The organism is uncultured Gilliamella sp. (genome assembly GCA_945271295.1).
Classification (GTDB): domain Bacteria; phylum Pseudomonadota; class Gammaproteobacteria; order Enterobacterales; family Orbaceae; genus Gilliamella.
This window is the reverse complement of record CALYPG010000030.1, coordinates 1-19,320: the sequence shown is the minus strand read 5'-3', so window position 1 is coordinate 19,320 and position 19,320 is coordinate 1. Positions and strand designations below refer to the sequence as shown.

Annotated in this window: 20 protein-coding genes; 16 read left to right on the top strand and 4 right to left on the bottom strand. The window is 35.1% G+C overall.

Features of this window, described 5'->3' with window-relative positions:
• Nucleotides 1-187: 187 nt before the first annotated feature.
• The 4 genes from rplU to cgtA all read left to right on the top strand — a co-directional run bounded on the left by rplU (nt 188) and on the right by cgtA (nt 2,990).
• Nucleotides 188-496, top strand: a complete 309-nt coding sequence (rplU, locus tag Q0K76_RS11750; protein ID WP_220218678.1) for a 50S ribosomal protein L21 — start codon at nt 188-190, stop codon at nt 494-496.
• A 15-nt stretch (nt 497-511) separates the two neighbouring features.
• Nucleotides 512-772 (top strand): 50S ribosomal protein L27, encoded by a 261-nt coding sequence (gene rpmA / locus Q0K76_RS11745; RefSeq protein WP_034915250.1) that lies wholly within the window; start codon nt 512-514, stop codon nt 770-772.
• Nucleotides 773-858: 86 nt separating this feature from the next.
• Complete coding sequence (locus tag Q0K76_RS11740) at nt 859-1,824, top strand: DMT family transporter (RefSeq protein WP_294615862.1); 966 nt, start codon at nt 859-861, stop codon at nt 1,822-1,824.
• Nucleotides 1,824-2,990: an Obg family GTPase CgtA gene (gene cgtA, locus Q0K76_RS11735; RefSeq protein ID WP_294615861.1), complete on the top strand. Its 1,167-nt coding sequence runs from the start codon at nt 1,824-1,826 to the stop codon at nt 2,988-2,990. Before Q0K76_RS11740 ends, cgtA begins: the two co-directional genes overlap by 1 nt.
• A gap of 358 nt (nt 2,991-3,348) precedes the next feature.
• On the opposite strand, the gene smrB is transcribed toward cgtA, so the two are convergent.
• Both smrB and nth read right to left on the bottom strand, forming a co-directional pair.
• Nucleotides 3,349-3,900, bottom strand: coding sequence for an endonuclease SmrB (gene smrB / locus Q0K76_RS11730; protein WP_294615860.1), 552 nt, complete (start codon nt 3,898-3,900; stop codon nt 3,349-3,351).
• Between the two features lie 6 nt (nt 3,901-3,906).
• Complete coding sequence (gene nth, locus Q0K76_RS11725; protein WP_294615859.1) at nt 3,907-4,545, bottom strand: endonuclease III; 639 nt, start codon at nt 4,543-4,545, stop codon at nt 3,907-3,909.
• A 260-nt stretch (nt 4,546-4,805) separates the two neighbouring features.
• Here nth and putP point away from each other — a divergent pair, with 260 nt between their 5' ends.
• The 11 genes from putP to adk all read left to right on the top strand — a co-directional run bounded on the left by putP (nt 4,806) and on the right by adk (nt 15,459).
• The gene (gene putP, locus Q0K76_RS11720) at nt 4,806-6,293 is read left to right on the top strand and encodes a sodium/proline symporter PutP (RefSeq protein ID WP_294615858.1); all 1,488 of its coding nucleotides are present in this window, start codon (nt 4,806-4,808) and stop codon (nt 6,291-6,293) included.
• Nucleotides 6,294-6,340: 47 nt separating this feature from the next.
• The gene (gene tyrS, locus Q0K76_RS11715; RefSeq protein WP_363322493.1) at nt 6,341-7,615 is read left to right on the top strand and encodes a tyrosine--tRNA ligase; all 1,275 of its coding nucleotides are present in this window, start codon (nt 6,341-6,343) and stop codon (nt 7,613-7,615) included.
• Between the two features lie 252 nt (nt 7,616-7,867).
• Complete coding sequence (locus Q0K76_RS11710) at nt 7,868-8,077, top strand: hypothetical protein (protein WP_294615856.1); 210 nt, start codon at nt 7,868-7,870, stop codon at nt 8,075-8,077.
• A 71-nt stretch (nt 8,078-8,148) separates the two neighbouring features.
• On the top strand, nt 8,149-8,583 hold the full coding sequence (locus Q0K76_RS11705; protein WP_294615855.1) for a helix-turn-helix domain-containing protein: 435 nt from the start codon (nt 8,149-8,151) through the stop codon (nt 8,581-8,583).
• An 86-nt stretch (nt 8,584-8,669) separates the two neighbouring features.
• Nucleotides 8,670-9,779 carry a flavodoxin-dependent (E)-4-hydroxy-3-methylbut-2-enyl-diphosphate synthase gene (gene ispG / locus Q0K76_RS11700; RefSeq protein WP_294615854.1) on the top strand — a complete coding sequence of 370 codons (1,110 nt, stop codon included), beginning with the start codon at nt 8,670-8,672 and terminating at the stop codon, nt 9,777-9,779.
• 24 nt (nt 9,780-9,803) lie between these two features.
• A complete protein-coding gene (hisS, locus tag Q0K76_RS11695) occupies nt 9,804-11,081 on the top strand; it encodes a histidine--tRNA ligase (protein WP_294615853.1) in 1,278 nt (425 codons plus the stop codon).
• Between the two features lie 23 nt (nt 11,082-11,104).
• A complete protein-coding gene (locus tag Q0K76_RS11690) occupies nt 11,105-11,830 on the top strand; it encodes a tetratricopeptide repeat protein (RefSeq protein ID WP_294615852.1) in 726 nt (241 codons plus the stop codon).
• A gap of 26 nt (nt 11,831-11,856) precedes the next feature.
• Nucleotides 11,857-13,029 (top strand): outer membrane protein assembly factor BamB, encoded by a 1,173-nt coding sequence (gene bamB / locus Q0K76_RS11685; protein ID WP_294615851.1) that lies wholly within the window; start codon nt 11,857-11,859, stop codon nt 13,027-13,029.
• An 18-nt stretch (nt 13,030-13,047) separates the two neighbouring features.
• Complete coding sequence (der, locus tag Q0K76_RS11680) at nt 13,048-14,523, top strand: ribosome biogenesis GTPase Der (protein WP_294615850.1); 1,476 nt, start codon at nt 13,048-13,050, stop codon at nt 14,521-14,523.
• 3 nt (nt 14,524-14,526) lie between these two features.
• A complete protein-coding gene (locus Q0K76_RS11675; protein ID WP_294615849.1) occupies nt 14,527-14,775 on the top strand; it encodes a zinc-ribbon domain-containing protein in 249 nt (82 codons plus the stop codon).
• Nucleotides 14,776-14,811: 36 nt separating this feature from the next.
• Nucleotides 14,812-15,459: an adenylate kinase gene (gene adk, locus Q0K76_RS11670; RefSeq protein WP_294615848.1), complete on the top strand. Its 648-nt coding sequence runs from the start codon at nt 14,812-14,814 to the stop codon at nt 15,457-15,459.
• Nucleotides 15,460-15,518: 59 nt separating this feature from the next.
• Here the strand turns inward: adk and Q0K76_RS11665 are convergent, their stop codons facing one another.
• Both Q0K76_RS11665 and ybeD read right to left on the bottom strand, forming a co-directional pair.
• A complete protein-coding gene (locus tag Q0K76_RS11665) occupies nt 15,519-16,796 on the bottom strand; it encodes a bifunctional O-acetylhomoserine aminocarboxypropyltransferase/cysteine synthase (protein ID WP_294615847.1) in 1,278 nt (425 codons plus the stop codon).
• A 70-nt stretch (nt 16,797-16,866) separates the two neighbouring features.
• A complete protein-coding gene (ybeD, locus tag Q0K76_RS11660) occupies nt 16,867-17,133 on the bottom strand; it encodes a DUF493 family protein YbeD (protein ID WP_065557289.1) in 267 nt (88 codons plus the stop codon).
• A 204-nt stretch (nt 17,134-17,337) separates the two neighbouring features.
• Here ybeD and gss point away from each other — a divergent pair, with 204 nt between their 5' ends.
• Nucleotides 17,338-19,212, top strand: a complete 1,875-nt coding sequence (gss, locus tag Q0K76_RS11655) for a bifunctional glutathionylspermidine amidase/synthase (RefSeq protein ID WP_294615846.1) — start codon at nt 17,338-17,340, stop codon at nt 19,210-19,212.
• Nucleotides 19,213-19,320 lie beyond the last annotated feature (108 nt).

Sequence of the window (19,320 nt, the reverse complement as noted above, 5' to 3'; positions counted from 1 at the left end):
AATAATTAATGGTTATTGTAACCTAAAATAGTATAACACTGCTTTTTTTATAACTTTTTGCGATCTTTTGCTAAACAGCACTTGCAACAAATTCTATTTTTGCGTAAAATTCACGCCCTATAAGATTAATCAATGCAGACATATTTGTTAAATCAGTGATCGTCTGCTTTTTATTGCGGAGTTATGTATGTACGCAGTTTTCCAAAGTGGTGGTAAACAACACCGAGTCAGCGAAGGGCAAGTCGTTCGCTTGGAAAAAATTGAAGTCGAAACAGGTTCAGAAATTGTTTTCGATAAAGTTTTAATGGTAGCAAATGGTGAAGACATCAAAGTTGGTGCTCCGTTTGTTGAAGGTGCAACAATTAAAGCAGAAATTGTTGAACACGGTCGTGGTGACAAAGTAAAAATTGTCAAATTTCGTCGTCGTAAGCACTATCGTAAACAACAAGGTCACCGTCAGTGGTTTACTGATGTGAAGATCACTGCAATCGCTTAATAGGAGTATCGAACAATGGCACATAAGAAGGCTGGTGGTTCATCACGTAATGGTCGTGATTCCCAGAGTAAACGTTTAGGTGTAAAACGTTATGGTAGTCAAGAAGTTCTTGCTGGTAATATTTTAGTTCGTCAACGTGGAACTCAATTCCACCCAGGTACTAATGTAGGTTGTGGTCGCGATCATACCTTATTTGCTTTAATTGACGGACAAGTTAAATTTGAAGTTAAAGGACCTAAAAATCGTCGTTATGTTAGTGTAGTTGCTAACAGCTAATTAACAACGATTACAAAAGTAAATAGAAGCCTCACAGTCTTGTGGGGCTTTTTTCATTTCTTGAATATTACATAAATTTATTCACTATGATAAAACAACAAAATGTTAAATTAGGTTTTGCATTAGCTATGTTAACCGCTGTTATGTGGGGAATTGTACCTATTGCAATGAAATATGCATTGGTCGTTGTTGATCCATTGACTTTAGCATGGTCTCGTTTAAGTATTTCAGCGATTGGTATTACTATATGGTTGGCTTATAAAAAGCAATTTCCTAATTTTGCTATTTTCAAAAAACGTCGTCGTTTTATCTTATTGATGATTGCTGGATTTGGATTATTGGGCAATTTCGCATTATTTGCTAGTGCTGTTCAGTATCTATCGGCCACAACAGCTCAAGTTATTGGTCAAATGGGTATTGTTGTTTTTATGATTTCAAGTGCTTTTGTATTTAAGGAAAAACTCAGACCAACACAGGTTATTGGCATTGTAGTATTACTTATAGGATTAGTATCATTTTTTAATAAAAATATTAATGATCTTTTTACTAATATGTCTTCATATGCTATCGGTGTTTGGTTGGGTTTATTAGCTTCAATTTCTTGGGCTTGTTATGCGCTGGCGCAAAAAGTATTATTACGTAAATTACGAGCAGAACAATTACTTTGGTTAATTTATCTAATTTGTACCATCTTTTTATGGCCATTTGCTTCACCTACCGAGATAGCTAAAGCTGATGCAACACAATTATTTGCAATAATATTTTGTGGTTTAAATACTATTATCGCTTATGGCGCTTTAGTTATGGCAATGGAGCGCTGGCAAGCCGCTCAAGTAAGTGCATTAACAACACTTACTCCATTGTTTGCGTTAATTTTTTCAGATTTATTTGCATTAATCTGGCCAGATAAATTTGCTATGCAATATTTAAATATTTTAGGTTATATTGGCGCGATTTCTGTAGTTGCTGGTGCTATGTTTGCCACAATTGGACACCAAATATGGCATCCAAGAAAAGGTTGGCTACTTAACCGAAAAAAAGAGGAAAAATAATGAAATTTGTTGATGAAGCTTCAATCCGAGTCGAAGCTGGTGATGGCGGCAATGGTTGTGTCGGGTTTCGTCGTGAAAAGTATATTCCAAAAGGTGGGCCTGATGGTGGTGACGGCGGAGACGGTGGTGATGTGTTTTTTATTGCCGATGAAAATTTAAACACTCTAGTGGATTTTCAATTTGAAAAAAATTATCGGGCCGAACGTGGTCAAAATGGTCAAGGCTCTGATTGTACAGGTAAAAGAGGGCGTGATATCACAGTTAAAGTCCCCGTTGGAACAAGAATAACTGATAAATATACTGGAGAAATTATTGGTGATTTAACGCATCACCAGCAAAAGGTATTAGTTGCAAAAGGTGGATTTCATGGCCTTGGTAATGCACGTTTTAAATCATCAGTAAATCGAGCACCAAGGCAAAAAACAGATGGTACGCCAGGTGAAAAGCGCGATGTACTGTTAGAGCTACTATTGCTTGCTGATGTTGGTATGTTAGGTTTGCCCAATGCGGGGAAATCAACTTTTATTCGTGCTGTCTCTGCAGCCAAACCTAAAGTTGCAGATTACCCGTTTACTACATTAGTACCAAGCTTAGGTGTAGTAAGAATGGATAATGAGCAAAGTTTCGTTGTGGCTGATATTCCTGGATTAATTGAAGGTGCTTCAGATGGAGCGGGGCTTGGAATTCGCTTTTTAAAACACCTTGAACGCTGTCGTGTTTTGGTTCATTTAATTGATATCGCTCCAATTGATGGATCAGATCCCATTGAAAATGCCAAGGTGATTATCCAAGAACTTCATCAATATAGTGAGAAATTAGCTAATAAGCCACGTTGGTTAGTCTTTAATAAAATGGATATATTAGGTGAAGAAGGCAGTGCTAAGCGAGCGAGTGAAATTGCCAATGCCCTTGATTGGCAAGATAACTATTACGTTATTTCTGCAGTTAATCAAAAAGGTATTAAAGCATTGTGTTGGGATTTAATGGAATATATGAATAATCATCCCCGCGAGAAAGAACCAGAAAAATTACCAACCGAAAAAGTTGAATTTATGTGGGATGATTATCATCAAAAAGCAATGGGTGATGTATTTGATGACGAAGGTGATTTTGATGACTGGGATGACAGTGATGAAGAAGGTGTTGAGATTATTTATCATAAATAAAAATCTATAAGCCTTATATTTTTAATATATTTAGGATCCTTTCTGATACAGGGATAAGTTCTATTTTTCATGTTATATAGTGATTAGAATTAAATAACTAATTTATAGAAAGAAGAAAAAAATCCTGAATTTTTTGCAAAAAGTCAAAATAATGCTTGCTTTTAATAATGAGAATTATTATCATTAAGTTGTACTTTATTAGAGCGTCGAAAGACTTCTGAAAAAGTATGACATTGCTCACATTGCTTCCAATGTTTGCCAGCTTGGTATCACTAAGCTGGCTTTTTTGTTTTTAACGATATTAATTTAGTAATTATGATTTCCTATTAATTATTAAATATCGTTTTATATCAAATTGTTATAAATTTTGATTATTAGTTAATTCATTATTGAGATCAAATAAAACAAGTAAAGCAGCGTTACCACCAAATTCTTTAGGTGCTTGATGAAAACAAATAATGTGCGGATGTTGTGCCAACCACATTGGCGTTTGTTTTTTTAGTATGTTTTTACCATGTCCATACATGATACAAGCGCAAAGTGCTCTTTCGCGTAAGCATGCTGCAATAAGTGCTGCAATCTCTTTTTTTGCTTCTTTCTGAGTTAATCCATGTAAATCTAAAAAAAATTCTGGTTCATAGAAGCCTCGACGTAATTTTTTTACTTCATTAGGATCTGCATTTTCTCGACTGTAACGGATTGGATCTTCTTGCAATAACGGATGATAATCATCAGAAAAATAGAACTCTGTGTTAATTTTTTCATGTAGTTGTTTTCGAGAGTCAACACAATTCTGTTGTTGTTTTAATGGTTTATGGATAACAGTATCTTGTTTTAGTTTTTTGATATTACCAATACTGTTTTTAAATAAATTGATATCATCATGACTTAATTTAAATTTATTAGACATTGATTTTCACTCAGGATAGATTTTCGCTTTATATTCACATAAATCTTCAATAACGCAAGCTCCACAACGTGGTTTTCTAGCAATACAAGTATAACGCCCATGTAAAATTAACCAATGGTGGCAATTTAATTTATATTCATAAGGAACCACTTTAAGCAATTTTTTTTCAACATCTTCAACAGTTTTTCCAGAAGCAAATCCAGTTCGGTTACAAACTCGAAAAATATGTGTATCAACGGCAATAGTTGGCCAACCAAAAGCCGTATTCAAGACCACATTCGCGGTTTTCCTACCAACGCCCGGGAGCTCAATAAGCGATTCAAAATTCTCTGGCACTTCACCTTGATATTTATCAACTAATATTTGACAAGTTTTAATAATATTTACGGCTTTACTATTGTAAAGCCCAATTGTACGAATATAGTTTTTTAGTTTATCAACCCCAAGATCTAAAATTTGTTCTGCTGTATTGGCAATGGTGAAAAGAAGTTTAGTCGCTTTATTAACACTAACATCGGTTGCCTGAGCAGAAAGGACAACTGCTATAAGTAACTCAAAAGGGGTGGTATAAATAAGTTCGGTTGTGGGATCTTTGATATGATCTTTTAGTCGAGCTAGGATTTGAATTCGGGTTGCTTGTTTCACAAAATAATTCAGATTAAAAATAGTTAGTTATTATTATATACTTTATTTATCGTATTTATATAATTTAAAATTGATTTTTGTAACAAGTTAATGGCAGCTCATTTAATTAAAATGTGATATCTTAAAAAGTCGTTTTTGTCTTTAATATCTTTTTCTCTTACCAGACATCATATTCACGCATCACCTGCTTTTTAGCGCGCTGTTTTTATGATAAGCTAGCTGACCAATTTTTGAATCTATAAACAGGATTTTATAACTATATGTCATTACCAATGATTGTCACCTTTGCTGTGTATATTTTAGGCATGATTGCAATTGGCTTTTTTGCATTTCGAGCAACACGAAGTTTTGGTGATTATATTCTGGGTGGACGTCGTATAGGTAGTGTTGTAACAGCGCTTTCCGCAGGGGCTTCAGATATGAGTGGTTGGTTATTGATGGGCTTACCTGGCGCTGTTTTTTTGTTTGGTATTTGTCAAAGTTGGATTGCAATTGGCTTAATTATTGGCGCTTATTTGAATTGGTTATTAATCGCTGGACGATTGCGTGTTTTTACTGAAATCAACCATAATTCATTAACTTTACCTGATTATTTTGCTCGTCGTTTCGATGATAAAAGCTCATTATTACGGATTATTTCTGCCGTTATTATTCTAATCTTTTTTACTATCTATTGTGCGTCAGGAGTAGTTGCAGGAGCAAAACTATTTGAAAGTACTTTTGGTATGAGCTATGGTTGGGCGATGTTAGCAGGTGCAGGTGCGACAATAGCCTATACTTTTATTGGTGGTTTTTTAGCGGTTAGTTGGACAGACACTATTCAAGCTAGTTTAATGATGTTTGCATTAATTTTAACACCAATTATGGTCATGATTAATGCCGGTGGATTTAATGATGCGATGATCAATATTAAGTCCTTAAATCCGGATTATACTAATATATTTGCCCACATGGACTTTATTGCCATTATTTCATTACTAGGATGGGGGCTTGGTTATTTTGGTCAACCGCATATCTTAGCAAGGTTTATGGCGGCTGATTCTCATGAAGTGATGAAAAACGCTCGCCGCATCAGCATGACATGGATGATTTTATGTTTATTAGGTGCAATTACGGTTGGTTTTTTTGGTATTGCCTTTTTTGCTAATCATCCGAATTTAACTTATTTAATCGATAATGGTAAGCATGAGCGTATCTTTATTGAATTATCTAAATTACTCTTTAATCCTTGGATTGCAGGTATCTTACTTGCAGCTATTTTAGCTGCCGTGATGAGTACATTAAGTTGTCAGTTATTGGTTTGTTCAAGTGCTCTAACAGAAGATTTTTATCGTGCTTTTTTTAGACCAAAAGCAAAACAAAGAGAGCTTGTTTGGGTTGGTCGTATAATGGTGTTATTTATTTCATTAGTTGCCATCTTATTGGCAATTAATCCAAACAATAGTGTACTTGATTTAGTTAGTCATGCATGGGCAGGATTTGGCGCAGCGTTTGGTCCTATTATTGTTTTTTCAGTTTTCTGGTCTCGTATGACTCGTAATGGGGCGTTAGCTGGAATGATAATTGGGGCAGTAACGGTATTGCTCTGGATTAATTTTAATTGGTTTAATCTTTATTCGCTTATACCTGGATTTTTATTTGCATCAATAGCAATAGTTATTGTTAGCTTATGTGATAAAAAACCGAATGAAATAGTGGCAGATCATTTTAAACAAGCGTATAAACGTTATCATACTAAAACTGAATAAATCTAATAAAAATAGAATATAAACGAAACAAAATTTAATAGGTAAATATCATGACAAAAAATGTGATCAAAGAACTGCAAGAACGTGGACTGATTGCTCAACTTACAGATGAGAAAGCTCTAATTGAGTTAATTGAACACAATCCTATTGCACTTTATTGTGGTTTTGATCCAACAGCGGATAGTTTGCATCTTGGCCATTTAGTCCCTTTGCTTTGTTTAAAACGCTTTCAATTAGCCGGACATAAACCAATAGCTCTGGTTGGTGGTGCAACAGGATTAATTGGTGACCCAAGTTTTAAAGCAGTTGAACGTAAATTAAATACTGAACAGACGGTTGTTGAATGGAGTGAAAAAATTAAACAACAAGTTTCGCCATTTCTGGATTTTAACTGTGGTGAAAATGCTGCCATTGTTGCCAATAACTATGATTGGTTTAGTGGTATGAATGTACTAACATTTTTACGTGATATTGGTAAATATTTTTCTGTTAATGCCATGATTAACAAGGAATCAGTTAAACAACGTATTGATCGTGATGATGTTGGTATTTCCTTTACTGAATTTTCGTACAGTTTATTACAGTCTTATGATTTTTCTTGTTTGAATAAAGCATATGATGTTGTTTTGCAAATTGGTGGTTCAGATCAATGGGGCAATATTACTGCGGGGATTGATCTAACACGTCGTTTACATCAAAAACAAGTTTATGGTTTAACCGTTCCACTTATTACTAAATCAGATGGAACTAAATTTGGTAAAACAGAAAGTGGTGCGGTATGGCTTGACCCGAAAAAGACAAGCCCATACAAATTCTATCAATTTTGGATTAATACAGCTGACGCTGATGTTTATCGATTCCTAAAATTCTTTACCTTTATGCCACTAAGTGAAATTGATGCTTTGGAAGTAGAGGATAAAAATAGTGGTGTTGCTCCTCGTGCACAATACGTGCTAGCTGAACAAGTAACACGTTTGGTACATGGCGAGGAAGGATTAATTGCGGCAAAACGTATTACACAAAGCTTATTTTCAGGCAAATTAAGCGATTTATCTGAGGATGATTTTGCTCAGTTAGCCCAAGATGGTATGCCAATATTAACTGTGGCAAGTGATGTTGATTTACAACAAGCAATCGTTAATGCTGAATTTGCACCATCAAAGGGGCAAGCAAGAACCATGATTGAATCAAATGCAATCTCAGTTAATGGAGAGCGTATCACTACAATAGATTATAATTTTTCAAATAATGATAAACTATTCAATCGTTATACATTACTTCGTCGTGGTAAAAAATATTACTGTTTACTAATTTGGAGTTAGTTTATAAAAAATATTTAGTCGATTCAGTTATATGTTGTATTTGGTCATACCTGAAATAGTGCAGTCGTGTCCTTATGCGTCGCATAAATGTAAATGTTTGACCGATACATTAGCTTGCCGACAAATTTGTAGAAAAAGTCTAAAATTATTTTGGTAAACATTTAACTCTAGCCAAATATCTAAGTGACCATTTTGAAATGCTTCTTGTTACTCAAGACGATGCATGGTATATTGAGCGCCCATTGTTGGGTTTTGGCGCAAAGCAAACCCATCAGTGTAGGTGGTATAAGTAGCGAATTGCTTTTAGCTAATATCTTACTAAGAAAATCATTAGTTGAAACGTTTGAATATACTACAGTTATGCTTCAAATCTTAAAGCAAGATAAATATGAGTTGCTACTAGTAGCAGCGAAAAACGAAATTGCAAAGCCAACTCCATGGGTTACTGCAAAAAAAAATTGATTAATTATAAAAATATGTAAAAATAAGTGAAATGGAAAAAATTCACAACTAAGATAATTCATGAGGGAATAATGAACAATATTTCATTGGGTATGATGCTATCCAGTTTGAGGGAACAAAAGGGGCTAACTCAAGACGATATTGCTAGTCAAATTTATGTTTGTAAAGCTGTGATTGTTGATATTGAAAACGACCAAATGATTGATGTTCCTTTCGTTTTTTTAAAAGGTTATATTCGTTCTTATGCTGACCTTGTAGGTTTATCTATAGATGAATATCAACCTTTTATAGATCTTTTAGCTCAACAATATATGCCTAACCAAGTAACTAATCACCTTCTAAACCCTAAAAAGAAAAAACGAAGTAAGTGGCTATTATGTATAATCATGTTTACTGTAGTTTGTATTCTTGGTATAACAATCTATTTTGTAAGTAAAGAAAGTAGAAGTAATATTGTTGAAGTTAGTCACTATATTTCCCCTTCATCCAATCATATTAATAGTTAGCAAATTTTGTTATTCTGATACAGACATTTGTCTCAAATCTTGTTAAAATAACAGGTTAGTTATTTTATTATATAGTTAGGCATCTTATGAGTCATCAAGATTCACCAATTATCAGGAGAGAATCTAGCCGAATTTATGTCGGCGATGTGCCTATTGGTGATGGCGCTCCTATTGCTGTTCAATCTATGACGAATACTCGAACGACGGATGTCGAAAAAACAGTTGCACAAATCCATGCTCTTGAACGGGTTGGTGTAGATATTGTCCGAGTGTCAATTCCAACAATGGACGCTGCAGAGGCCTTTAAATTTATTAAACAACAAAGCAAAGTACCACTTATTGCCGATATTCACTTTGACTATCGTATAGCTTTAAAAGTGGCAGATTATGGTGTTGATTGTTTAAGAATTAATCCTGGTAATATTGGTAATGAATCCAGAATTAGGGCAGTGGTCGATTGCGCTAAAGATAAAAATATACCAATTAGAATTGGTGTTAATTCTGGATCACTTGAAAAAGATATTCAAGAAAAATATGGAGAGCCTACTCCACAAGCGATCGTTGAATCTGCTATGCGGCATGTTGATATACTTGATCGATTCAATTTTGATCAGTTTAAAGTCAGCGTTAAAGCCTCAGATGTTTTTACTGCTGTAAAAGCATATCGGTTATTAGCAAAGCAGATTAAGCAACCTTTACATTTAGGAATTACCGAAGCAGGTGGTGTTCGCAGTGGAGCAATTAAATCTGCTATAGGTTTGGGTTTGTTATTAACAGAAGGCATTGGTGATACCTTGCGAGTATCATTGGCCGCTGATCCAACTGAAGAAGTAAAAGTTGGATTTGATATATTAAAATCATTACGAATTCGTTCCCGAGGTATTAATTTTATTGCTTGTCCGACTTGCTCTCGTCAAGAATTTGATGTAATTAATACAGTAAATATTTTAGAACAGCGATTAGAAGATATTATTACGCCGATGGATGTATCGATTATTGGTTGCGTTGTAAACGGTCCAGGTGAGGCTTTAGCTTCTACAATGGGCGTTGCTGGAGGGCATAGTAAAAGTGGTTTTTATGAAGATGGTGTGCGAATTGGCCGAATTGATAATGAATCAATGATTGATGAATTAGAAGCTAAAATTCGCGCAAAGGCATTAATATTAAAAAACCGAATCGCAACCACTGAATTATAATTTTATTAAATAGTGAATAAACAAATGACAGAGAAAAAGATCCAATCCATACGAGGAATGAACGATTTACTTCCAACAGATAGTGCTAGTTGGCAAAAGATTGAAACAATAGTCAAAAATGTATTAAATAGTTACGGTTATAATGAAATTAGAACACCAATTGTTGAAGAAACAGCACTATTTAAACGTGCAGTAGGTGAAGTAACCGATATTGTTGAAAAAGAAATGTATACTTTTAACGATCGTAACAATGAAAGTATCACATTGCGTCCCGAAATTACAGCCGGTTGTGTTAGAGCTGGAATTGAACATGGCCTTTTTTACAATCAAGAACAACGTCTTTGGTATTTAGGTCCCGCATTTCGTTATGAAAAACCGCAAAAAGGACGTTATCGTCAATTCCATCAATTTGGTGTTGAAGTATTTGGACTTGAAGGACCGAATATCGATGCGGAGCTTATTTTACTAACTGCTCGTTTTTGGAAAGCTTTAGGTATTGAAAAACATGCTACGCTTGAGTTAAATTCTATTGGCTCATTAGATGCCAGAGCGAATTATCGTAAAGCATTGGTCAGTTTTCTAGAGCAGCATAAAGATAAACTGGATGAAGATTGCTTACGTAGAATGTATACTAATCCATTACGCGTACTTGATTCAAAAAACGCTGAGGTTCAAAACCTGTTAGATCACGCACCTAAATTGTTTGATTATATTGATGCAGAATCTAAAAAGCACTTTGATGGCTTGTGTCGCTTGTTGGATAATGCAGGGATAAAATACACTATAAACCAAAGATTAGTGCGAGGTTTAGATTATTATAATCGAACTGTGTTTGAATGGGTCACTAACAGTTTAGGCGCTCAAGGTACAGTTTGTGGTGGTGGCCGTTATGACGGACTTGTTAGCCAGCTGGGAGGGCAGCCAACACCAGCAGTTGGATTTGCGATGGGAGTTGAACGGTTGGTTCTACTCGTTCAAGCTGTTAATCCATCACTTAATTGTGACAATTCTATTGATATTTATATGATCACTTCGGGTGAAGAAAAAACAATTTCTTTAGCCCAAAATATTGCAGAACAATTACGTGATAATTTACCAAATAAACGAATTATGACAAATTATGGTTCGGGTAATTTTAAAAAGCAATTTACCAAAGCCGATAAATTAGGTGCTAAAATAGCTATTATTATTGGAGAAAACGAAATTATTAACCAATCAGTAACAATTAAGAATTTACTAACCGGCGAACAAGTTGAAGTAGCACAAAAAGAGATTGTTCAAACTTGTTTAGCTATCGTGTAAAGTAAGGTAAATAGGAGAAAAACGTGAGTCATCAATTATCAAGTGAAGAACAATTTGCCGAGATAAAAGAGTTTATTGCAAAAACGTGGAAAATTATTGTTGCTGTTATTATTGTCGGTTTCTTAGCTTTTTGGGGATGGCGTTATTGGCAATCTTATCAAAGACAACAATCAATTGAAGCATCTGATCGTTATGAACAATTAATTGCTAAATTAGATGCTAATAATCCGGCTTCGGTTGATGAACTAGTCGCTTTTGCTAAAAATAATAATAGTATTTATGGTGTTTTTGCTGATCTTCGTGCTACACAATTTTATGTTGAAGTGTTAAAAGATTATTCTGGGGCGCAAGCATTTTTGGTAGACGCATTGAAGAAAACAGATGCCGAACCTATACAAGCAATTATCTATATTCGACTAGCACGTTTGCAATCTCAACAAGGCCAATATCAAGAAAGTTTGGCATCTTTAAACAATGTTACGGAACAAAATTGGGCTCCTGTTGTCAATAGTATCCGTGGTGATGTATTAATGAAAATGACTCAATATGCACAAGCAGTTGATGCATATAAAGTAGTACTATCTTCCTCTCCAATGAAAGAATTAGAAACAAATATTAAAATGAAATTAAATCAAGCTGAATATTTAAAAGCCAAGCAACTCATTGAGCAAGAAGCACAAGCTGCTAAAGAAAAAGCAGCACAAGAAATTCAAACTAAACAAACCACAACAGAAGAAAGTAACAATTAATTTATCCTGCTATAAGGGTCTATAAAATGAAGTTATCCAAAAATTTTTTTACCGCTGTTTTAATGTTCTCACTTGCTGGATGTTCTTTGTTTGGTGGAGAAGAAGAAATTGTTCAGGTTTCACCGTCACCAGAGGTAAATAATCAATTCCCTATTCAGCAAGTATGGAAAAATAGCACTTCAGGTAATACCCATATTTATTCGTTATTGGGTCCTGTTAATTATGATAATGCTATCTATGTAGCAAGTCGAAGCGGACAAGTTAAAGCGGTTGATTTATCAAGTGGTAAAACCTTATGGGATGTAAATTTATCCAAAAGCTCACTGTTTAGTAGCCAAACCGCGCTATTTTCTGGTGGAATGAGTGCTGATGATAAATATGTATATGTAGGTAGTGAACGAGCAGTCGTTTACGCACTAGATCGTAACACTGGTAAGGTAGTATGGGAAAAATCAGTAAAAGGTGAGGTTCTAGCGCGCCCAGTTGCATTTGAAGATAAATTAATTGTCCATACTACTAACGGTGCTTTACAAGGATTAAATCGCGATACCGGTGATAATTTATGGGATGTATCTCTTGAAGTTCCACCATTATCCTTAAGAGGCAATTCAACACCAATCATAGCTCATGGCGCTGCAATTTTAGGTGATGATAATGGACGGGTTAATGCTTACTTTATTAAAGATGGCCAATTAATCTGGCAACAACGTATTTCTCAACCATCAGGCTCAACTGAAATCGCCAAATTAAACGATGTCGATTCTACACCTGTTGTTGAAGGAAATTTGGTTTATTCTGTTGGTTATAATGGTAATGTTGTGGCGCTTAATTTAAGTAATGGTCAAATTGTATGGCGTAAACAACTAGGTAGCACCCATAGTTTTGCAGTTAACTCCGATCGACTATTTGTAGTTGATCAAGATGATAATATTCAGGCTCTTTCTAAAAATGGTGGCGCAGAGCTTTGGAAACAATCAGATTTTCTACACCGTCAATTGACAGATCCTGTAATTTACCAAAATTATATAGTTATAGGTGACTTTGAAGGTTACTTATATTGGCTAAATATTGAAAATGGTGAACTTACTGCTAAAACAAAAGTAAATAGTAGTGGGTTAATATCCAAACCATTAGTGGCGGACAATAAATTAATTGTTCAAGCAAAAGATGGCGATATTTATGCATTTACAAAAAACTAAACTAGTTAGAGAGTTATAATGGTACCTGTAGTAGCACTTGTTGGTCGACCAAATGTTGGAAAGTCCACTTTATTTAATCGATTAACACGAACTCGAGATGCGTTAGTTGCTGATTTTCCCGGATTAACCCGAGATCGCAAGTATGGGCGTGCTGAAATTAAAGGTCATGAATATATTGTCATTGATACTGGCGGTATTGATGGCACAGAAGATGGTGTTGAAAGCTTTATGGCTGAACAATCTTTACAAGCCATCGAAGAAGCTGATATTGTTCTTTTCTTAGTTGATGCTAGAGCAGGCGCAATGCCTGCTGATCATGCGATTGCTAAACATCTGCGTTCCCGACAAAAAGCCACCTTTTTAGTTGCTAATAAAATTGATGGTATTGATACCGATACGGCAATTTCTGATTTTTATGTTTTAGGTTTGGGTGATATTCACCCAATAGCTGCCAGTCATGGTCGTGGAGTTAGTTCATTAATTGAAATTGTGTTAGATCCTATTTTTCAATTTAAAAATGAAGATGATTCAGATTCAAGCGAAAACAGCGAGGAACAATATCAAGATTTACCTGAATCTTATGATGATCTAGCGTTAGATGAAATTGAATCACTAATTAACCAACCAATTAAAGTTGCTATTGTTGGTCGTCCAAATGTTGGAAAGTCAACACTAACTAACCGAATTTTAGGCGAAGAACGTGTTGTGGTATATGATATGCCTGGTACCACACGTGATAGCATCTATATCCCCATGACACGTGATGAGCGTGAATATATTTTAATTGATACCGCAGGCGTTCGTAAACGAGGTAAGGTGACCGAAGTAGTTGAAAAATTTTCGGTTATTAAAACATTACAAGCCATTGAAGATGCTAATGTCGTTATTTTGGTCATCGATGCAAGAGAAGGCATTTCAGATCAAGACTTATCGCTACTCGGTTTTATTATCAATAGTGGGCGCTCACTAGTCATTGCTGTTAATAAATGGGATGGTTTATCACAAGATATTAAAGAACAAGTTAAAACCACCTTAGATGATCGGCTTGACTTTATTGACTTTGCGCGTTTACATTTTATCTCAGCTCTACATGGTAGTGGTGTTGGTAACTTATTTGATTCAATTCAAGAAGCTTATGATTGTGCTACTCGTCGAGTTAATACGGCATTATTAACTAAAATTATGCAAATGGCACAAGATGACCATCAACCTCCATTAGTAAAAGGCCGTCGCGTCAAATTAAAATATGCTCATGCGGGTGGTTATAATCCTCCAATTGTCGTTATTCATGGCAATCAAGTTGAAGATTTACCTGATTCGTACAAACGTTATTTGATGAACTATTTTAGACGGTCATTAAAGATAATGGGCTCACCAATTCGAATTCAATTTAAAGAAGGTGCTAACCCATTTGAAGGTAGAAAAAATAGTTTAACCGCAGCGCAGCAACGTAAACGACGCCGGTTAATGAAACATGTTAAAGGACGTAAATAGTTTATGACAAACAAAACTGTGAATAATAATCAAGAAGGCTTATGTCCTACATGTCATAATAAAATGAATGTGGTTTCACCACAGCATTATAACTGCCCTCACTGTAAACAACATTACTTCGAACAGTTTATTTGTCCTATTTGTCAACAATCAGCTCAAATAATCAAAGGTTGTGGAGCCATTAATTACATTTGTCCAACTGACGGATTAATATCAAGCAGTAAAGTTATATTTCATTATTTACCAGAATAAAGAAGTCTATTTATTCAAGCCATAAGAGGTTTTTTTATGCGAATTATTTTATTAGGTGCTCCTGGAGCGGGGAAAGGAACTCAAGCACAATTTATTATGCAAAAATATGGTATTCCTCAAATTTCAACTGGTGATATGTTACGAGCAGCAGTAAAAGCAGGTACACCACTCGGTTTACAAGTTAAAGAAATAATGAATGATTCGGGTAAACTTGTTACCGATGAATTAGTTATTGCATTAGTTAAAGAGCGTATTGCCCAAAGTGATTGTGCCAATGGCTTTTTATTGGATGGTTTTCCTCGTACCGTACCACAAGCGGATGCAATGAAAGCTGCGGGCATAAATTTTGATTATGTTCTTGAATTTGATGTACCAGATTCAGTTATTATTGATCGTATAAGTGGACGTCGAGTTCATCCTGATTCTGGTCGAGTTTATCATGTTCGTTATAATCCACCAAAAGTTGACGGTGTTGATGATATAACTGGTGAACCATTAATAATCCGTAAAGATGATAATGAAGAGGTTGTCCGTAAACGTCTGGTTGAATACCATGAATTGACTAAACCGCTAATCAATTATTATCAACAAGAAGCTAAAAAAGGTAATACTAAATATTTTTGTATTGATGGAACCAAAGCCGTCTCTGAAGTAACTAAAGAATTAGCCAAAATTCTAGGTTAGTCACTTTAAATTATGAATAATGGGGAAAATCTTATGTCCCCATTTTATCTTATTTTTCTTTATTGAGCTGCTTTTAGAGCTTGATCCAAATCGGCAATAATATCATCGATATGCTCAATGCCAATGGATAAACGAATCATATCTTGACTAACGCCGGCTCTTTCTAGTTCTTCTGCATTTAATTGACGATGAGTGGTAGTTGCAGGGTGACAAGCAAGCGATCGAGTATCGCCAATATTAACCAATCGAATTATTAGTTTTAATGCATCAATAAATTTGGCTCCGGCTTGTTTACCCCCTTTAATTCCAAACGATAATATTGCAGCGGGTAAGCCTTTATCCATCTGTTTTACGGCTAAATGATGTTCAGGATGATTAGGTAGTCCAGCATAATTTACCCAACTTACTTGCGAATGTGATTCAAGGTATTGAGCAACTTTAAGTGCATTTTGACAGTGCCTTTCCATACGTAACGATAGCGTTTCAAGCCCTTGTAATAGCAGGAAACTATTAAATGGTGATAGCGCTGCTCCCATATTTCGTAACGGAATAACTCGGCAACGAGCAATATATGCGGCATTGCCGAAAGTTTCTGTGTAAGAAACGCCATGATAAGAGGGATCAGGTCGATTTAACATTGGGTATTTTTCAGCATGTTCTTTCCAAGGAAATTTACCAGAATCAACAATCATGCCACCTAAGCTACTACCATGCCCACCAATGTATTTAGTTAAAGAATGCACAACAATATCGGCACCAAATTCAAATGGACGGCAAAGTGCTGGACTAGCAACGGTATTATCAACAATTAAAGGAATGCCATGACGGTGAGCAATCTCTGCAAGTGCAGTTAAATCAACAATATTGCCCGCTGGATTGCCAATGCTTTCACAAAATAATGCTTTAGTTTTATTATCTATTAGCTTTTCGAGTGCAGGTAAATCATCATGAGGAGCAAAACGAGTGGTAATACCAAAGTTGGGTAAAGTATGAGCGAGTAAATTATAGGTACCACCATAAAGTTTAGCAACAGAAACAATATTTTCACCAGCGAAAGTAATGGCCTGAATAGCATAAGTAATTGCGGCCATACCTGAAGCAACTGCTAAAGCGCCAATACCACCTTCAAGTTTAGCAACGCGTGTTTCGATTACAGCATTCGTTGGATTAGTAATACGAGTATAAATATTACCAGGTACTTTTAAGTCAAATAAATCTGCACCATGTTGGGTATCATCAAATGCATAAGAAGTAGTTTGATAAATAGGTACCGCAACTGCATGTGTAGTTGATTCTGGTGTGTAACCTGCGTGAATAGCAATTGTTTCTGGTTTCATGTTAGAGCCTCATTGTTTTTATATTATATAAGGCTCTATTTGTAGCTAAGAATAATACAAAAGTAAAGTGTTATAAAACCATTCTCACAATATCAATTTCACCTAACTCTTTATATAAATTTTCAACTTGATCAATATGTGTTGCATTAATCGTAATTGATACAGAATGATAGTTACCTTTACTACTTGGTTTTATCGAAGGAGAATAATCTCCAGGTGCATGACGTTGGATAACAGTAATCACTTTATCAACGAGTTCAGGTTTAGCTTCTCCCATCACTTTATAAGTAAAAGAGCATGGAAAATCTAATAATTCATTTAATTTAGTCTGTTGCATAATTTTATTTTTCTCATTTTAATGGCATATATTGTGGGAGGTATTGCTACCGAGAATAATTACAATATATAGGCATTTTATTCTACTTCAAGTAAGTTAAATTTAAACATTGCTTTTTAAAGCATATAAATTGATCTATGATAAATAGATTTTAACATAGTACGGTTTTAAATTTTTTATTTATCAATGGAAGGTCAATGCAGTATGTTAGTTAATCCAGATCATAAGGAACCTTTTGGTACATTATTAGGTTATGCGCCAGGAGGAGTGGCAATTTATTCATCTGATTATGAATCATTGAATAAACAGCAATATCCTGATGATTCATCATTTCGCAACTATTTGGAGCGTGAATATATGGGCTATAAATGGCAATGCGTTGAATTTGCTCGGCGATTTCTATATTTAAATCATGGTGTTGTTTTCACTGATGTTGGTATGGCGCATGAAATTTTCTCACTACGTTTTTTACGACAAGTGATTAATGAAGCTATTTTACCGCTGCAAGCATTTGCTAATGGTAGCAAAAAAAAGCCAGAAGTAGGTGCCTTATTAGTTTGGGATGATGGTGGGGTTTTCAAACGAACGGGGCATATAGCCATTATCACTGAAGTATTTGCAGATAAAGTTAGAATTGTTGAGCAAAATTTGACACATACCAGACTACCAAAAGGTCAGCAATGGACTCGTGAGCTTACAATGACTGTTTCCGATAGTGGTTATCTATTACATGATACTTTTGATGATACCACTATTTTAGGCTGGATGATTCAAACGGAGGATACGAGGTACAGCTTGCCACAACCACATGTTCCCAAATCATTACTTACTATTCATAATGTTCGCATTAATAATCTCAAGCAATTTGAAAACCATTGGTTAAATGAACAAGAACCACTAGAAAAAGCCTACATATTAGCAACAGGTCATGCAGTTAATCATGATGATCAGTATCGTTATTTCACTATTTCTGATAGTGCGGAACAAGAGTTAATCCGTGCAACAAATGAATTACACTTAATGTATTTGTATGCAACTGATAAAGTTCTAAAAGACAATAATTTATTACATTATTTTAATATTCCAGAAATATTATGGCCAAGATTACGTTTATCATGGCAACAACGTCGATATCAGATGATATCGGGGCGATTAGATTTTTGCATGGATGAAAGAGGTTTAAAAGTTTATGAATACAATGCTGATTCAGCATCATGTCATACTGAAACTAGTATTATTTTACAAAAATGGGCAATTCAAGCTGGACTAACAGAAGGTACCAATCCAGGTGAAGGATTACTTAATTCTCTGGCAAGTTGTTGGAAACATAGTGATGCCAAGCCTTTTGTTCACATCATGCAAGATAATGATAGTGAGGAAAACTATCATGCTCTTTTTATGCAAAAAGCGTTAACTCAAGCGGGTTTTAGTAGTAAAATTCTATGCGGTTTAGATGCTCTTCATTGGGATAAACAAGGGCGTTTAGTTGATGACGAGGATCGTCAAGTTACCTGTGTATGGAAAACATGGGCTTGGGAAACGGTTTTAGAACAACTTCGCCAAGAAAGCGAAGCTCAAACCGCGGGATTACCAATCCGGACTGGTCATCCAGAGAACGCGGTAAGATTAATTGATGTATTATTGCGACCGGAGGTATCAGTTTTTGAACCGCTATGGACAGTTATCCCAAGTAATAAAGCGATTTTACCGGTATTGTGGTCTTTATTTCCTAATCATCGTTATTTATTAGAATCAACGTTTGAACTCAATGAAAGTTTAATAAAAAAAGGTTATGCAGTTAAACCTATTGCAGGTCGTCGCGGTAGTGATATTCAATTAGTAAGTAACCAAGAACAGATTTTAGATAAAACGGTTGGAAGATTTGCTAAACAAGAAAATATTTATCAAGAATTATGGTGCTTGCCTAAAGTAGATAATCGTTATGTTCAAATATGTACTTTTACGGCAGGGGGACATTATGGTGGTACTTGTTTACGTTCAGATCCATCTTTAGTTATTAAAGGAGAAAGCGACATGCAACCACTACGGGTTTTATCAGATCAATCTTTTTTAAAATAACTTATAGTTGTAAAGAAGTTTCAGATTAGCTATACGTTTCAGTTTAGACTCGCACCCTACATTCAACATCTAAGTGCGAATCCAGTCAGTAAAAGGCTTCATAAGGTG

Excerpts from the sequence above, each read along its gene's own strand:
- ispG (WP_294615854.1), top strand. The coding sequence starts at position 8,670 with ATGAGTCATCAAGATTCACCAATTATCAGGAGAGAATCTAGCCGAATT.
- smrB (WP_294615860.1), bottom strand. The coding sequence starts at position 3,900 with ATGTCTAATAAATTTAAATTAAGTCATGATGATATCAATTTATTTAAA.
- bamB (WP_294615851.1), top strand. The coding sequence starts at position 11,857 with ATGAAGTTATCCAAAAATTTTTTTACCGCTGTTTTAATGTTCTCACTT.
- cgtA (WP_294615861.1), top strand. The coding sequence starts at position 1,824 with ATGAAATTTGTTGATGAAGCTTCAATCCGAGTCGAAGCTGGTGATGGC.
- Q0K76_RS11665 (WP_294615847.1), bottom strand. The coding sequence starts at position 16,796 with ATGAAACCAGAAACAATTGCTATTCACGCAGGTTACACACCAGAATCA.
- der (WP_294615850.1), top strand. The coding sequence starts at position 13,048 with ATGGTACCTGTAGTAGCACTTGTTGGTCGACCAAATGTTGGAAAGTCC.
- rplU (WP_220218678.1), top strand. The coding sequence starts at position 188 with ATGTACGCAGTTTTCCAAAGTGGTGGTAAACAACACCGAGTCAGCGAA.
- Q0K76_RS11705 (WP_294615855.1), top strand. The coding sequence starts at position 8,149 with ATGAACAATATTTCATTGGGTATGATGCTATCCAGTTTGAGGGAACAA.
- Q0K76_RS11740 (WP_294615862.1), top strand. The coding sequence starts at position 859 with ATGATAAAACAACAAAATGTTAAATTAGGTTTTGCATTAGCTATGTTA.
- hisS (WP_294615853.1), top strand. The coding sequence starts at position 9,804 with ATGACAGAGAAAAAGATCCAATCCATACGAGGAATGAACGATTTACTT.
- adk (WP_294615848.1), top strand. The coding sequence starts at position 14,812 with ATGCGAATTATTTTATTAGGTGCTCCTGGAGCGGGGAAAGGAACTCAA.
- ybeD (WP_065557289.1), bottom strand. The coding sequence starts at position 17,133 with ATGCAACAGACTAAATTAAATGAATTATTAGATTTTCCATGCTCTTTT.
- Q0K76_RS11675 (WP_294615849.1), top strand. The coding sequence starts at position 14,527 with ATGACAAACAAAACTGTGAATAATAATCAAGAAGGCTTATGTCCTACA.
- gss (WP_294615846.1), top strand. The coding sequence starts at position 17,338 with ATGTTAGTTAATCCAGATCATAAGGAACCTTTTGGTACATTATTAGGT.
- rpmA (WP_034915250.1), top strand. The coding sequence starts at position 512 with ATGGCACATAAGAAGGCTGGTGGTTCATCACGTAATGGTCGTGATTCC.
- putP (WP_294615858.1), top strand. The coding sequence starts at position 4,806 with ATGTCATTACCAATGATTGTCACCTTTGCTGTGTATATTTTAGGCATG.